This window comes from Streptomyces sp. NBC_01210 (assembly GCF_036010325.1).
In the GTDB taxonomy this organism is placed as follows: Bacteria; Actinomycetota; Actinomycetes; order Streptomycetales; family Streptomycetaceae; genus Streptomyces.
Genome location: NZ_CP108549.1, coordinates 5,214,203 through 5,228,706 on the forward strand (window position 1 = coordinate 5,214,203; position 14,504 = coordinate 5,228,706).

Below are 14,504 nucleotides of genomic sequence, written 5' to 3' on the forward strand. Positions count from 1 at the left end.
TATGCCGGTCCTGGGGTGCGGTTTCCTCAGCTGGGCTGGGGTACTGCCGAATGCTCGCCGAGCACGAAGCCGGGGTCGACCTGCGCCGCCAGGTTGGCGCCGGTCTTCGCGTTCCCCCAGCTCTCCGCGTTCTTCAGGTGGAAGTGCACCATCTGGCGCGTGTAGCGCTCCCAGTCGCGGTTCTCGTACGAGTCCTCCGCGGCGTTCTGCAGGGCCTGCAGCGACATGCGGTTCTCCGCCTCCAGCAGCTCGAAGCGCGGCGGCCGGCCCTTCTCCATCGCCCTGACCCAGTCGGAGTGCCCGACCGTGACGAGCAGGTCGTCGCCCACCTCCTCGCGCAGGAAGTCCATGTCGTCCTGTCCCTGCACCTTGTTGCCGACGACCTTCAGCGCGACGCCGAAGTCCCGTGCGTACTCCTTGTACTGGCGATAGACGGAGACGCCCTTGCGAGTCGGTTCGGCCACCAGGAACGTCATGTCGAAACGCGTGAACATCCCCGAGGCGAAGGAGTCCGAGCCCGCGGTCATGTCGACGACCACATACTCGTCCGGGCCGTCGACCAGATGGTTGAGGCAGAGCTCGACCGCTCCGACCTTGGAGTGGTAGCAGGACACCCCCAGGTCGGACTCCGTGAAGGGGCCCGTCGCCATCAGACGGATGTCCCCGTCGTCGAGGCGGACGGTGCGGGCACAGGCCTCGTAGACCGGGTTGTCCTCATTGACGCGCAGCAGCCGCGAGCCCTCGCCCGGCGGCGTGGTCTTGATCATCGTCTCGGCGGAGGCGACCCGGGGGTTGGAGCCGCGCAGGTAGTCCTTGATGAGCGGCAGATGCGCTCCCATCGCGGGCAGCGTGGCGGTCTCCGCCTCGTCGAGACCGAGTGCGGCCCCCAGGTGCTGGTTGATGTCGGCGTCCACCGCGACGACGGGGGCTTCATTGGCGGCCAGGTGGCGGATGAAGAGCGAGGACAGCGTGGTCTTGCCGCTGCCGCCCTTCCCCACGAAAGCGATCTTCATGTTCACCTAGGGTAGCGGTATGTGTGCATGGTGTGGTCGAGGTGCGTGAACAAGACCACTCCAAGGTGGGACGCGCCCCGCGGGCGCGTAGCCTCGCTACCTATGAGTACGAATGCCTCGTCGGTCGACCCCCTCGCCGCTCTCGGCTCCCTGCCGGGCGTCGCCGACTCCGTGGACTCCGTACGCAAAGCCGTCGACCGCGTCTACGGGCACCGGGTCATACGGCGCCGCAGTAATGAGGTCACCTCGGAGGCGGCACTGCGCGGAGCGCGCGGTTCCGCCGCGCTGTCCGGAGCGGACTGGGCCCTGGAGGAAGTACGCAGGCGTACCGACTTCGGAGTCGAGGCCGAGGCGCGTACGGTCGGCGCGGCGCTGCGGCTGACCGCCGAGGCCGGTCAACTGCTCTCGATCTGGCGGCAGTCGCCGCTCCGGGTGCTGGCCCGGCTGCATCTGGTCGCGGCAGGCGGCGCCGGTGATGACGAGGCGGTGGGCCGTCCGCGCCTGGCGGGCGAGGCGGTCGACGAGCCGCTGATCGAGGCGCCGCTGCCGGGCGCGAGCGAGGTGGCCGGCCGGCTGGACGGCCTGGCGGAGCTGATCATCGTGGGAAGTTCCGCGCCGGCGCTGGTGACGGCGGCCGTGGTGCACGGCGAGCTGCTGGCGCTGCGCCCCTTCGGCTCGTACAACGGCCTGGTCGCGCGGGCGGCTGAGCGCATTGTGCTGATCGGCAGCGGACTCGACCCCAAGTCGATCTGCCCGGCCGAGGTCGGCCACGCGGAGCAGGGGCGGGCGGCGTACGTCGCGGCCTTCGAGGGCTATCGGTCCGGAACGCCGGAGGGCATGGCCGCCTGGATCGCGCACTGCGGACGTGCGGTCGAGCTGGGAGTCCGGGAGTCGACGGCGGTGTGCGAGGCGCTGCAGCGCGGCGCTGCCTGAACTGCCTCTGAAAAAGCCCCTGAACAGGGTTGCGGCGGTACCAATGGGTGGTACCGCCGCTGGCACGTCCGCCGAGTTACCATGCGTCCTCGAATATTTGCCCATCAGGTCGGGAACTTCTGCCCGTCACCTGGTGCGGCTGGCCCGTAATCGACGGGTCGACGTCGCGTGGGTGCTCAGTTTTCATGCTTCGGTCCGTGGGCCTTCATGCGTTAAAGGTGATCCTTTCGGATGTCCTTGGTCTCGCGGGCCGTTAAGTCCTTTCTACTCCTGCTCGCGGTGAAGCGGAACCCCTGGCCACGCATCTTTACTTTTAGGTTCAAATACGGGCGAATTACTATACGGCGGTGGTCTGCGCGGCTGCGGTGCGCCGACGGCTGGCGTACCAGACCAGGCCGGCCGTGGCGGCGGCCGCACCCACCGCGGCCGCCGCGACCAGAGCGGGGCGCGGCGGCATGGAGAACGCGGGCAGCCGCTGCTTCAGTTGCACCGGGCGATTGAAGACGAGAATCGGCCAGCCGCGCGCGGTCGCCTCGCGGCGCAGTGCGCGGTCCGGATTTACGGCGTACGGATGGCCGACAGACGCCAGCATCGGGACATCGGTGGCCGAGTCGCTGTATGCATAACAGCGGGCCAGGTCGTATCCCTCGGACGCGGCCAGCTCCTTGACCGCTTCCGCTTTGGTCGGCCCGTACGCGTAGTACTCCACTTCGCCCGTGAAGCAGCCGTCGCCGCCGACCACCATGCGGGTGGCCACCACCCGGTCCGCGCCGAGGAGCTCGCCGATCGGCTCGACGACCTCCGCGCCGGACGTGGAGACGATGACGACGTCGCGGCCGGCCGTGTGGTGCTCCTCGATGAGCGACGCGGCCTCGTCGTAAATGATTGGGTCGATCAGGTCATGGAGGGTCTCGGCGACGATCTCCTTGACCTGCTGGACGTTCCAGCCCTTGCAGAGCGCGGAGAGGTACTGACGCATCCGCTCCATCTGGTCGTGATCGGCGCCGCCCGCGAGAAAAACGAACTGGGCATAGGCGGTGCGTAGTACGGCGCGCCGGTTGATCAGCCCGCCTTGGTAGAAGGACTTGCTGAAGGTCAGAGTCGATGACTTCGCAATGACCGTCTTGTCCAGGTCAAAGAAGGCAGCTGCGCGAGGCAAGGAGTGGTTTTCCACGAGCCTGAGCATAGGTGCCCGCCATTCGGCGTACGCTCGGGCGCGTGGGTTTGCCTGAGAAGGCTCTCGGGTACACCATGGAAGTCACGGATCGTTCGCGACCGTGCTAACCCGGTCCGGCTCCTCCCCCCCCGAGTCGGCCGGAGAGACGACCCCCGCTCTCCCCCCCGGCGGGGGTCGTCGCATGTCCGGACGCCTTTCGTCCGCCTTCTGCGATCGACTCCGATCATTCCTCCCCTCCGCGGGCCGTGTCCGCTGCCAGGTTCCGCATACCCCGACTCGTCACTGAGCGTAGCGGTTGCGCTGCTCTCCGAGAGTCACCGGTATGGGCTATGGGGATATTCACAAGTGGCTAGTTGTCCACAGTTTTTCAGCAAGATCCACACGATTTTCCGGTGCGCTGCACGGTGATTCCACCCGCGTAGTTCGCGGGCCGAAGGAATCGCAGATCTCGCCTCCAAGTGAGATCGAAGTAAGAGGGGCGTGGAGATCGTGGCTGGATCTATCACATCGCAACGGCCTCCGGTCGCCGAAGGGCGCCGGGACGGGCCGCTGATCGTCACTGAAGACCTGGAACTGCTCGACGATCTGCTGCGGCTGTGCGCCGCGGCCGGGGCCGAGCCTGACGTCCACCATTCGGTGCCGGAGCGACGGGGAAGCTGGGAGGGCGCTCCACTGGTCCTGGTCGGCGACGACGCGGCCGCGCGCTGCCGGGGAGCGACCCGCAGACGCGGTGTGCTGCTCGTGGGGCACGACCAGGACGACCCGGATGTCTGGCGGCGGGCGGTCGAGATCGGGGCGGACTGCGTGCTGCGGCTGCCCGATGCGGAGAGCTGGCTCGTCGACCGGATCGCCGATGTGGTCGAAGGGGTCGGGCGGCAGGCGCTGACCGTCGGAGTGATCGGCGGACGGGGCGGCGCCGGTGCATCAACGCTGGCCTGCGCGCTCGCGGTGACCGCGGCCCGGGACGGCCGTCGCACCATGCTCGTCGACGGCGACCCGCTGGGCGGAGGGCTCGACGTGCTGCTCGGCGGAGAGCAAGCGGACGGCAGACGATGGCCGGATTTCGCCGCCTCCAAGGGACGGGTCGCCGGCGGGGCGCTCGAGGAGTCGCTGCCCGAGCTGCACGCGCTGCGGGTGCTCAGCTGGGACCGCGGCGATTCGGTGGTGATTCCGCCGGAGGCGATGCGGTCGGTCCTGGCCGCGGCGCGCAGACGCGGTGGGGTGGTGGTCGTGGATCTGCCGCGGCGGGTCGACGAAGGCGTGGCGGAGGCCCTGGCCCAGCTGGATCTCGGGCTGTTGGTGGTGCCGGGCGAGCTACGAGCCGTCGCCGCGGCGAACCGGGTGGCGTCGACAGTGGGCATGGTGCTCCAGGACCTGCGGGCGGTCGTGCGCGGGCCGTACGCCGCCGGGCTGGACGAGCAGTGGGTGGCGGACGCCCTCGGGCTGCCATTGGCGGGTGAACTGCCCGCGGAGGCCGGACTGTTGGCGGCGCAGGACGGGGGCGCTCCGCCGGGAGCCAGTGGGCGCGGGCCGCTGGCGAGGTTCTGTACGGCCTTCTGGGAGCGGGCGCTGGCCGGGGGCGGGGTCTCATGAGCGCCGGGCTGCTGGAATCGGTACGACAGCGGCTCGCGGAGAGCGGGGCCGAGCCGACGCCGGCCAGGGTGGCGGCCGCCCTGCGGGCACATGGGCGGCTGCTGGGAGACGCTGAAGTACTGGGCGGCACCCAGGAGTTGCGATGCGAGCTGGTGGGGACGGGGCCGCTGGAGCCGCTGCTGGCCGATCCGTCGGTGACGGACGTGCTGGTGTCCGCGCCCGATCGGGTGTGGGTGGACCGGGGCCGCGGGCTCGAGCTCACCGAGGTGACGTTCGCGGATGCGGCGTCGGTGCGCAGGCTGGCACAGCGGCTTGCGGCGGTTGCCGAGCGGCGACTGGATGACGCCAGGCCGTGGGTGGACGCCAGGCTGCCGGACGGCACACGGATGCATGCCGTGATCCCGCCGGTGGCGGTCGGCTCGACGTGTCTCTCGCTGCGGGTGGTGCGGCTCAGGGCGTTTTCGGTGGGCGAGCTGGTGACGGCGGGGACGGTGCCGCCGGGCGGGGACCGGGTGCTGCGGGCGCTGATCGAGGCCCGGCTGTCCTTCCTCATCAGCGGTGGCACGGGATCAGGCAAGACAACCTTGCTCTCGAGCCTGCTGGGGCTGGTGGGGGAGCGTGAGCGGATCGTGCTGGCCGAGGACTCGGCGGAGCTCAGGCCGGACCACCCGCATGTGGTGCGGCTGGAGTCGCGTACGGCGAATCAGGAGGGTGCCGGCCGGGTGACGCTGCGGGATCTGGTGCGGCAGGCGTTGCGAATGCGGCCCGACCGGCTGGTGGTGGGGGAGGTGCGAGGAGCCGAGGTGACTGAGCTCCTGGCCGCTTTGAACACCGGTCACGAGGGCGGCTGCGGGACTGTGCACGCCAATGCGGCGGCGGATGTGCCGGCGCGGCTGGAGGCGCTGGGGACGGCCGCGGGGCTCGACCGGGCGGCGCTGCACAGCCAGTTGGCCGCGGCCCTCTCGGTGGTGGTCCATCTCGTACGGGACAGGGGCGGGCAGCGGCGGATCGCTGAGGTGCATGTGCTGGAGAGGGACCAGGCGGGGCTGGTGGTGACGGTGCCCGCGCTGAGGTGGGGCGCGGAGGCGTTCGCGTACGAGCGGGGCTGGGAGCGGCTGCGGTCCCTGATCGGGGGTTCGCTGTGATGGCGGGTGACCCGGTGTACGCGGCCGCGGTGTGTGCGGGTGCGGCGGCGTGGCTGACGGTCGGCAGGGAGCAGGGGCTGCGGCGGGCGCGGCTGCTCCTCGCGGGCGGCGGGCCGGTGGAGTTGCCGCCGAGGTGGTCCTGGCAGCGGCTGCGGCCGGTGGTCCGGCTGTGGCGGGAGTGGCTGTGCCTGCCGGCGGCGCTGGTCCTCGCGGTGCTGGGGAAGTCGGTGCTGCCGTTGGTCGCGGGAGCGGTGGCTGTGCCGCTCGTGAGGAGGCGGTTGCGGGCCCGGGAGCGGAGGCGGGAGCGGGAGCGGCGGGCTGAGGGCGTCATCGCGTTGTGCGGTGCGGTCGCGGGCGAGCTGCGGGCGGGGTTGCAGCCGGGGCAGGCGCTGCTGTTCGCCGCCAGATCCACCGGGGTGCTGGGCGGAGCGGAGGCCGCGGTGCTGGCGGCGGCGCGGTTCGGGGGCGATGTGCCTCAGGCGCTTCGGGAGGCGGCCAGGCAGCCGGGAGCGGACGGTCTTGCCGGGGTCGCGGCCTGCTGGCGGGTGGCCGTGGACAGCGGGGCGGGTCTGGCCGCTGGGCTCGACCGGCTGGAGGCGGCTCTGCGGGCCGAATGGGGCCAGCGGCAGGAGCTGCGGGCCCAGTTGGCGGGTGCGTGGTCGACCGTCGTCCTGCTGGCGGTGCTTCCGCTGATCGGCCTGGCGATGGGCTGGGCACTGGGCGCCGATCCCCTCGGGGTGCTGCTGCACACCGCTGCGGGCCTGGTGTGCCTGTTGGTCGGCGGGCTGCTGGAGGCGGCCGGGTTCTGCTGGGCCATGCGGATCGTACGGGGCAGGGAGGAGACATGACCGGGGACGCCGTCCACAGGCTGGGGGCAGCGGTGTGGGTTCTGGCCGCAGTGGCCTGCCTGGGCTTGGTGGTCGCGGGACGACGGCGCGAGCGCAGAGTTCGCAGGCGGATCGAGGCGCTGCTGGCGGTGGAGTACGAACGACTGCGGTGGCGGCCCGACTGCGGCGCCTGGGCGAGGCGCTGGGTGGCTCCGCTGGGCGCGGTGATCACCGGCTATGTCCTGGTCGGCGGGGTGATCGGCACCGTTGTCGGGCTCGCCGGGGCGTATGGCGTGTGGCGTTGGCAGCGGAGCCGTAAGCCTGCTGCGGACGCCGGGGACCGTGTGTCGGGTCGTCAACTACCGCTCGCCGCCGATCTGCTGGCGGCCTGCATCTCCGCAGGGGCTGGTCCGCGCGAGGCGGCGGAGGCGGTCGGGGAGTCGCTCGGCGGGCCGGTCGGCGAACGGCTGGCGCGGGCGGCCGCCGAACTGCGGCTCGGCGGTGAGCCGGCACAGGCCTGGGGTTGGTTCGGACAGATACCGGGCGCGGCGGCGCTGGCCCGCTGTCTGGAGCGGGCCGACTCCACAGGGGCACCGGCGGCGGAGCCCGTGTCCCGATTGGCCGAGCGCTTCCGGGCGGACCAGGCCCGGGCGGCCGCGGCGCAGGGCCGGAAGGCGCAGGTCCTGATCACCGCTCCGGTGGGGCTCTGCTTCCTGCCCGCCTTCCTGGCGGTCGGGGTGGCCCCGGTGGTGATCGGCCTGGCCGACGGATTGTTGAACGGCAACTGAACGAAATCTCTTGGGGGTTGGTTGGTATGTGGAATTCGTTGCGGGGCTGGGTGCGCGGGTTGACGCGCAGGATGCGCAGGGACGAAGGGATGACCACGTCCGAGTACGCAATGGGGACGATCGTTATCTTGGGTACCTGAATGACGTCAGGCATGTAAGGCAAGTAGGGTAGTTCTGTACTTGCCTTAACGGTATCCAAGGGGTGTTAGGCACGTTGGCTACGTCTGCTGTTCTACACCGGCACTACCGAGCTGAACGGGCCATATCGGGGGACGGGTCTACGTACTGGGTCGTCGTCACCGAAGCCTTCGAGCTGCACATCGAGGCGTGCGCCTGGCTGGCAGGGCGCAAGGACCGGGCCTACAACACCCAGCGCACGTACGCCGGCCGGATCGCCCTGTACCTCTCGTACTGCACCGAGAACGCGGTCGACTGGAGCCGTCCCTCCTTGGCGCAACTCATGGCGATGATGCGGTGGCTGGTCGATGAGCCGCTGCCGCCGAAGGGCCGCCGCTCGGCTGCTGAGCCGCGTTTCCGCGACAAGGGCACGGCGAACAAGATCATGGGCACGGTCGGGGAGTTCCTGACGTGGTCCGCGCTTCAGGGCTGGGTCCCCCCGAGTGTGGTCAGCCAGCTCGTGCAGCCGAAATTCCTGCACTACGCCCCGCCCGGGTTCGATCCGGGCGAAGACGGCCAGCACCGCACGATCCAGGCGCGAAGGATCAAGTACCGCGTCGCGGTGCCGGGTTACGAGTGGCTGTCCGACGACCAGATCAACCAGGTCCTCGACTGCACGACGCACGCCCGCGACAGGTTCCTGGTGGCCCTGCTGGCGGTCACCGGTATGCGTATCGGCGAGGGCCTGGGGCTGCGGCGTGAGGACATGCATTTCCTGCCCGACTCCACCTCGCTCGGCTGCCGGGTCGAGGGACCGCACGTGCATGTGCGGCGCCGTCTGAACAGCAACAACGCGTACGCCAAGTCGCACTATCCGCGGTGGATTCCGGTGGAGGCCGACACCGTGGAGCAGTACGCCGCCTACCGCTACGAGCGCGACGCGGTACCGGAGGCCGAGGGCTGCGACATGGTGTTCGTGAACCTGTTCCGCGCCCCGCTCGGCGAGCCGATGAAGTACCCCAGCACGTATGAGCTGTTCAAGCGGCTCGCGACCCGCGCCAGGTTCCGCGCCCGCCCGCACATGCTGCGGCACTCGGCGATCACCCGGTGGCTCCGCAACAAGGTGCCCCGGGACGTGGCCCAGAACATGGCCGGACACCAGTCGCCGCAGTCGATGGACCCCTACACCCACGCAACCGACCAGGACAAACGCGACGCCGTCAAGCTGGTGGCCGCCAAGAGGAAGGAAGCCCGTCAGTGACGGTGTCCGGCAACGTCGTCCCGCTCCACCAGCCCCGGCGGGACGCCGACCAGGCGGCTCACGGTCTGCCGCGAGGGGTCCTCACCGAGTGGACCGCGTGGCTGCGCGAACAGACCGGGCCCGGCTGGCGGCCCGGCGAATGGGACGACAACACCCACCTGTTCAGCGGCGACGTCGACCACGCGGGCACGGCCGTCTACCGGTGCGATGTGGCCGCCTGCGACGCGCTCACCCGCACCCGGCGGGGCCTGTGCGCCACCTGCGAGAAGACCCACCGCGCCGGCAGCCTGGGGCTGAAGGAGTTCAAGGCCACCTACGTGCCGGACCGCAACCGGGTGATCTCCGGTGAGCGGGCCGACTGCCGTGTGACGGGGTGCCCCCGGGACTCGGTCCTGTGGGGCCTGTGCAACGCGCACGGCTCGCTGCGGCACAAAGATCTGCAGCGCGACCCCGACTCCGAGTTGGAGGCGTGGGTCGAGCGGCAGACACCGTACGGGCCGTCGCCTGCCTGCCGGGTCGCGGGCTGCCGCTACGACGCTCGGGCCACCTGGGGGCTGTGCGGCATACACCAGAGCCGCTGGAAGAAAGCCACTACCGTCTCCCGGGGGCGTCGGTCCGCGCCGACATCAGCGTGGCTGGACCGCCAGGCACCGTTCCTGAACGTCCACCAGTTCTCCCTGGCCCCGCTGCATCCGGTGGCCCGCGTAGAGATGCTGTACGCGCTGCAGCAGCGCGACGAACGCGGCCAGAAGATCGACCCCGTGGCCGTCCGCCAGGCCGTCTCGCACCTCGCGGAGCGGGTCGACTCCATCGCCACCGCCGAGGCCGAGCGGTTGCCGAGCGGGACGCAGGCGAACGTGGACGCGCTCCTTCGGGAGACGCACCGCATCTTGCGCTCGGCGTTCGACCGCTTCGAGGGGGTCGATCCGACCAGCAGGGATGTGCTGGACCTGTCCGAACTGGGCGTCAAGAGCCTGCGCGGGGGCACCACTCAACGGCCGCTCGGCCTGGACGTGACGGACATCCGCCAGCCGTGGCTGCGGCGGATCCTGGTCACCTGGATCTTTGAGACGAAGCCGAACACCACCGAGTCCAGACGGGGGCTGCGGGTGTGCGAGGCGGTCTCCCGGGCCCTGGATGCCCGGCCTGGTGGCGGCATGGACCCCGCCAAGCTGGTGTTCGCCGACATGAACGCCGTGGTCGACACCTTCCGCCAGCTGCCCAAGCTGGACGGCGGGGCCATGTCGAGCAAACAGCGCGGTGCCCTGCTGTCGTTCTTCTTCAAGATCCTCGACTACAACCGGGCCGCGGGTCACCTGGACGGCATGTCGGCGAGCTTCGCGAGGCACTCCAGCCACGTCATCAAGGGCGAGGAGGTCGACGAGGACGAGGCCGGCAAGGCCCTGCCGGAGTCCGTCATCGCCCAGCTCGACGATTACGTGGACCTGCTGGGTCAGGGCATGACCCACGGAAAGATGACGCCCGAGCAGGTCCAGGCGATGGCCCGCGCGATCTACGAGCTGCTGCGGGACACCGGCCGGCGGCCCTACGAGATCGCCGAGCTGCGGACGAACTGCCTCGAACATGCCGACGGTGAATGGCTGCTGATCTGGGACAACCGCAAGGGACGGCGCCTGAACCGGCGCTTGGAGCTTGAACACGACACCGTGGAGAGCATCCGCACGTGGCGGGCTGTGCGCGACACGCTCGACCTGCCCACGGGCAGCGAGGGGTTCCTGTTCCCGCCGGCCGGTGAGAACGGCATCATCCGTCACCTGGTGCCCGAGCAGATCTCGTCGATGATCCGCAAGTGGGCCGACAGCGTGCCCGTCCTGCTGTCCGAGGAGTTCGACAAGAACGGTGACCGGGTGCCGTTCGAGCGCTCGCTGATCTACCCGTACGCCTTCCGCCACTCGTTCTGCCAGCGGTACGCGGACGCCGGGGTACGAATCGAGGTGCTGCGGGAGCTCATGGATCACAAATCCATGCAAACCACCCAGCGGTACTACAAGATCAGTCACAAGCGGAAGCGGGAGGCGGTCAACGTGATGCGCCTGCACACCGTGGACCGCAGGGGCAAGTCCGCTCCGATGACATCAGCTACCGCGTACGAGGCCCGCTCGGTGGCGGTGCCGTTCGGCAACTGTACCGAACCCTCCAACGTCAAGGCGGGCGGAAAGGCATGTCCGATCCGGTTCCAGTGCGCCGCCTGCCCCTTCTACCGGCCGGACCCGTCCTATCTGCCCGTCATCGAGGACCACATCCGCTCGCTGAAGGCCGACAAGGAGATGGCGGTCATGATGGAGGCGGACGAGTTCGTGGTGAGGAACCTGGACGACCAGATCACGGCCTTCAAGGGGACCACCCGGACACTGCGGAAGCTGATGGAAACCATGGGACAGGACGAGCGGGACGAGGTCGAGCAGGCGTCGGCCGTCCTGCGCAAGGTGCGGGCCGTCCAGGGGCACGGCTCCGTGTCGCTGCCCATGCCCGGTTTCCCCGGCCAGCGTGGCGGGAGCACGGCATGAGCGAGGTGAAGCGGACCCCCGGCGACGTCCTGCGCGAGACCCGCAAGAAGGACAGCCAGACCAAGCGGGCCAAGGTGCTGGCCACAGTGGACGCGATGAAGGCCAGGGGCGAGACGGTCACCTTCCTCGCCGTCGCCCGCGCCGCAGGCGTCTCCAGGTGGCTCGTCTACGCCGAAGGCGTCCGTGAGCACATCGAGGCCGCCATGAAGAGCCAGACCAAGGCCGAGCGCCGAACGAAGCAGGCCGGCCGGGACGCCTCTGCGGCGAGCCTGGCCACCGATCTGGCACTGGTCCGCGAGGAGAACAAGGCCCTGCGCGACGAGCGTGACCGCCTCAAGAAGGCCGTCCAGCGCTCGCTGGGCGCCCAACTCGACCAGGCCGGGACCAAGGAACTGACCGCGCGGGTCAACGAGCTTCTGGCGGCCGTGGAACGAATCACTCTGGAACGCGATGAGATACGCGCTGAACGGGACGAGCTGAAGCGCAAGCTCACCGAGGCCGAGGACGACCTGACTGCCGCCCGCGAGGCGGGCAAGCGGATGCTCAAGCAGATCAACCGCACCTGACCCGGCACGATAGAGGCGGCCCGGCGGTTGTCGCCGCCGGGCCGTTCAGTGCACCGGGGGTCAGGCCGAGGCGGTGGACTGATCCGAGGTCAACTCGGCGATCTGGGCCTCCAGGTCCGCGATCCGCTCGGCTTGTCGCCGCATTGTCCCCTGGTTCTTCACGACCTTGCTGCCCAGCCTCTCCACGCCGCTGAAGGTGCGGATGCCGCCTTCGGCGGCCTCCGCCATCTGCCCGAACGCATCCGCGTCGAGGCTGTTGGGGTTGCCGGCCTCGAACGAGCAGGCCCGGTGCATGTCGCCCATGTAGGCCACGGCCTTGCGGCAGGCGAGCAACGCGTCGCGGGCGCCGAACTCGTCGCCCTGGCCCAGCTTGTGGAAGCGCGTCACCCTCGCTCCGCGCCTGAGCGGGTCGCGGGAGGCCATGAACTGCTCCAGCCGGTGCCCGAGCACATGGGCGGCGACCCGGGCCTTGGGCACCGCACGCCGCAGGCGGCGGTCGGGGATGCCGGTGCCGCGGGAGATGTCCGTGTAGGACAGTTCACGGCCCGCGTTGGGCCCGAGCCACAGCAGGACGTCGATGGCGTCCTGCTCCAGCTGGGAGGGGGTGTCACTGTCGCGCTTGCGGCTCATCCCAGCTTCCTCTCGCTCTCGTCCAGGAACGCCTGTAGAGCCTCGTCGTTCAGCGCCGTGTAGGGGCTGGCGGCCAGGTCGCGGATGAAGGCGATGGCCGCCTCCGACGCGGTGCACAGGTCGGTGATGGCCCGGCTGCGGTCGCCGGTGAAGTGCACCTGGTGACGCTGCAGCAGCGACAGTGCCCGCAGCGTGGCGAGGCGGACCTCGGTCATCTCGGTGAAGACCTGCAGAGCCACGTCGGGTTCGGACTGTTCTCGCGATGTGGCTCGGACGGCCCGCTCGACATCCGCGGTATCCGCCTCCCGTGCCTGACGGTCCGGGTGTGCTTCCTCCACATCACACGCGCGCTCGTTCTTTTCGGCCGCCTTGCGGGCTGCGACACGGTCTTCGAGGTCCGCTCGCATCTCGCGCCGTTCGAACTCCGCCAGCGCTTCCTGGGCGGCGGCACGGGTGGTGGCGTCGGCCAGGATCGCCGTCTTCAGCGCCTTCGGCTGCTGAGCGACGTAGACGGGGGAGCCCGGCTTGATTCCGGCCCGCATCGCTTCCTGCTCGATCGCCTGCCGTCGCTCGCCGTTGTTCATGCGAGCTTCGTAGCTGCGGTAGTAGCCGTGCTCGCCGAAGAACGGCACTTCCTCCTCGTCCGGGAGATCAACGTGAACGCCAGGCGCCAGCTTGTGAAACGGGAGAACGATGCCGTCGTCAGCCGCACGTTTCCATGCTTCGTGGAAGGCCATGATCCGCTTGGCGCTGCTTCCCGACCGGCTCGCGAATTCCCGGGCGCTGATGCGCCGGAAAACGTTTCGGTCGAAACGTTTCGTGGACTCCTGTCCGAATCCGATGCCGTGGCCCTCGTCGGGTTCGACGCGGCGGGCGATCAAGAGCGCTCGGGCCCAGCCGCCTTTGCGGTCGTGGGCGGCGAACTCTTCGATATCAGCGCTGAGGCGATCCTCGCCGTCGTCTGCTGCGGTCGGCTCCATCACACACCCACCAGATCGCGGGCCTCGGCCCGGCTGTCGGCGGCAGTCATCTGGTCGTCGAGGACCCTGACCCTGATCCACGTGGCGAGGACGTCCAGGGTCCCCAGAACTTCCTTGCAGGCGACCCTCTGTTCGTCGGTGAAGGCCAGTGAGGCGGACGGCGGGTAGCGGCTCATGAAAGCGGCCCCCTGGTCACTGAGCCGCACCAGGTCCCGGGCCACGGCCGCAGCCTTGTCGGACCTCCCCCCACCGCACCCCGGGCCGCGGGTCTCACGGTCCCGGCGACGCTTTTCGTCCATGACCCGCTTCAGGGCGTCGTGCACCTCCGCCTTCTTCTCCACTAGGTCCCGAAGAGCCTGGTCACGCTCCTGGGGTGGCAGGGAGCCGAGATAGTCGGCCAGGGTCGTGTCGCTGGAGGGGTCCAGCAGATCCCGCAAGGCCGGCTCCACCCCCAGGGCACGGCGGTACTGGGGCACGCTGACGCGGCCGGCGCCCGCCTCGCGCGCTTCCTGCAGCAGCGAGCGGAGGGTGCTGTAGCCCTCGTCGTACGGCTTGCCGGAGGTGGTCAGGCGGGCGCCTTCACGAAGCGCGCTGTAGCTGACGTGGACGCCGCTGTCGGCCACGATCTGCCGCACGGGCGGGGTGCACATGCGGGCGGTGTGACGGTACTGCCGGGCCGTCTTGGGGTTCAGGCTGATCTCGTCGCAGTACCGGTCGAAGGCGCTGTCCGGGCCGCCCGGGGCCGTGACGGACAGCAGCTTGTCGCCGATCACCAGCCGGTTCTCGCAGCCCTCGTTCATCAGCCGACGGCCCTCGCGCACGTCCTGGTCTGTGTAGCTCATACGGATGTCCCATCGCAGACAGTTCGACGGGCGCGGAGTGTAATCAGATGAACACGTCACTCCGGTGCATCAACTTGGTTCATGTGGAGCCAAGTTGACGCACC

13 protein-coding genes are annotated in these 14,504 nt (G+C 69.8%); 8 read left to right on the forward strand and 5 right to left on the reverse strand.

Annotation, left to right across the window (positions count from 1 at the left end; translation table 11 throughout):
- Positions 1–26: 26 nt before the first annotated feature.
- On the reverse strand, positions 27–1,013 hold the full coding sequence (locus OG735_RS23690) for an ATP-binding protein (protein WP_327325167.1): 987 nt from the start codon (positions 1,011–1,013) through the stop codon (positions 27–29).
- Between the two features lie 102 nt (positions 1,014–1,115).
- On the opposite strand from OG735_RS23690, the gene OG735_RS23695 reads away from it, so the two are divergent.
- Complete coding sequence (locus OG735_RS23695) at positions 1,116–1,946, forward strand: oxidoreductase (protein ID WP_327325168.1); 831 nt, start codon at positions 1,116–1,118, stop codon at positions 1,944–1,946.
- Between the two features lie 337 nt (positions 1,947–2,283).
- Here OG735_RS23695 and OG735_RS23700 read toward each other — a convergent pair whose 3' ends face one another.
- Positions 2,284–3,132 (reverse strand): HAD family hydrolase, encoded by an 849-nt coding sequence (locus OG735_RS23700; RefSeq protein WP_327325169.1) that lies wholly within the window; start codon positions 3,130–3,132, stop codon positions 2,284–2,286.
- A 480-nt stretch (positions 3,133–3,612) separates the two neighbouring features.
- Between OG735_RS23700 and ssd the strand changes: the two genes are divergently transcribed.
- From ssd to OG735_RS23735, 7 genes are all read left to right on the forward strand, one after another.
- Complete coding sequence (gene ssd / locus OG735_RS23705) at positions 3,613–4,716, forward strand: septum site-determining protein Ssd (RefSeq protein ID WP_327325170.1); 1,104 nt, start codon at positions 3,613–3,615, stop codon at positions 4,714–4,716.
- On the forward strand, positions 4,713–5,861 hold the full coding sequence (locus OG735_RS23710) for a TadA family conjugal transfer-associated ATPase (protein ID WP_327325171.1): 1,149 nt from the start codon (positions 4,713–4,715) through the stop codon (positions 5,859–5,861). The genes ssd and OG735_RS23710 overlap by 4 nt, the downstream gene beginning before the upstream one ends.
- Positions 5,861–6,709: a type II secretion system F family protein gene (locus OG735_RS23715; protein WP_327325172.1), complete on the forward strand. Its 849-nt coding sequence runs from the start codon at positions 5,861–5,863 to the stop codon at positions 6,707–6,709. Before OG735_RS23710 ends, OG735_RS23715 begins: the two co-directional genes overlap by 1 nt.
- On the forward strand, positions 6,706–7,476 hold the full coding sequence (locus OG735_RS23720; protein ID WP_327325173.1) for a type II secretion system F family protein: 771 nt from the start codon (positions 6,706–6,708) through the stop codon (positions 7,474–7,476). The genes OG735_RS23715 and OG735_RS23720 overlap by 4 nt, the downstream gene beginning before the upstream one ends.
- A gap of 337 nt (positions 7,477–7,813) precedes the next feature.
- Entirely contained in the window at positions 7,814–8,854 is a 1,041-nt protein-coding gene (locus tag OG735_RS23725; RefSeq protein ID WP_327328430.1) for a tyrosine-type recombinase/integrase, read from the forward strand.
- On the forward strand, positions 8,851–11,382 hold the full coding sequence (locus tag OG735_RS23730) for a tyrosine-type recombinase/integrase (RefSeq protein ID WP_327325174.1): 2,532 nt from the start codon (positions 8,851–8,853) through the stop codon (positions 11,380–11,382). Before OG735_RS23725 ends, OG735_RS23730 begins: the two co-directional genes overlap by 4 nt.
- Positions 11,379–11,948 (forward strand): DUF6262 family protein, encoded by a 570-nt coding sequence (locus OG735_RS23735; protein WP_327325175.1) that lies wholly within the window; start codon positions 11,379–11,381, stop codon positions 11,946–11,948. The genes OG735_RS23730 and OG735_RS23735 overlap by 4 nt, the downstream gene beginning before the upstream one ends.
- Before the next feature lie 60 nt (positions 11,949–12,008).
- Here the strand turns inward: OG735_RS23735 and OG735_RS23740 are convergent, their stop codons facing one another.
- From OG735_RS23740 to OG735_RS23750, 3 genes are read right to left on the reverse strand one after another with little or no spacing between them, the layout of a single operon-like run.
- Positions 12,009–12,578, reverse strand: coding sequence for a hypothetical protein (locus tag OG735_RS23740; protein ID WP_327325176.1), 570 nt, complete (start codon positions 12,576–12,578; stop codon positions 12,009–12,011).
- Positions 12,575–13,558: a hypothetical protein gene (locus OG735_RS23745; RefSeq protein WP_327325177.1), complete on the reverse strand. Its 984-nt coding sequence runs from the start codon at positions 13,556–13,558 to the stop codon at positions 12,575–12,577. The genes OG735_RS23740 and OG735_RS23745 overlap by 4 nt, the downstream gene beginning before the upstream one ends.
- On the reverse strand, positions 13,558–14,400 hold the full coding sequence (locus OG735_RS23750; RefSeq protein ID WP_327325178.1) for a hypothetical protein: 843 nt from the start codon (positions 14,398–14,400) through the stop codon (positions 13,558–13,560). Before OG735_RS23750 ends, OG735_RS23745 begins: the two co-directional genes overlap by 1 nt.
- Between the last annotated feature and the right edge of the window lie 104 nt (positions 14,401–14,504).

What these genes read in the sequence shown, in the direction of transcription:
- OG735_RS23740 (WP_327325176.1), bottom strand. Translation starts at nt 12,578, where the DNA reads ATGAGCCGCAAGCGCGACAGTGACACCCCCTCCCAGCTGGAGCAGGAC.
- OG735_RS23695 (WP_327325168.1), top strand. Translation starts at nt 1,116, where the DNA reads ATGAGTACGAATGCCTCGTCGGTCGACCCCCTCGCCGCTCTCGGCTCC.
- OG735_RS23745 (WP_327325177.1), bottom strand. Translation starts at nt 13,558, where the DNA reads ATGGAGCCGACCGCAGCAGACGACGGCGAGGATCGCCTCAGCGCTGAT.
- OG735_RS23690 (WP_327325167.1), bottom strand. Translation starts at nt 1,013, where the DNA reads ATGAAGATCGCTTTCGTGGGGAAGGGCGGCAGCGGCAAGACCACGCTG.
- OG735_RS23710 (WP_327325171.1), top strand. Translation starts at nt 4,713, where the DNA reads ATGAGCGCCGGGCTGCTGGAATCGGTACGACAGCGGCTCGCGGAGAGC.
- OG735_RS23715 (WP_327325172.1), top strand. Translation starts at nt 5,861, where the DNA reads ATGGCGGGTGACCCGGTGTACGCGGCCGCGGTGTGTGCGGGTGCGGCG.
- OG735_RS23735 (WP_327325175.1), top strand. Translation starts at nt 11,379, where the DNA reads ATGAGCGAGGTGAAGCGGACCCCCGGCGACGTCCTGCGCGAGACCCGC.
- OG735_RS23750 (WP_327325178.1), bottom strand. Translation starts at nt 14,400, where the DNA reads ATGAGCTACACAGACCAGGACGTGCGCGAGGGCCGTCGGCTGATGAAC.
- OG735_RS23700 (WP_327325169.1), bottom strand. Translation starts at nt 3,132, where the DNA reads ATGCTCAGGCTCGTGGAAAACCACTCCTTGCCTCGCGCAGCTGCCTTC.
- OG735_RS23720 (WP_327325173.1), top strand. Translation starts at nt 6,706, where the DNA reads ATGACCGGGGACGCCGTCCACAGGCTGGGGGCAGCGGTGTGGGTTCTG.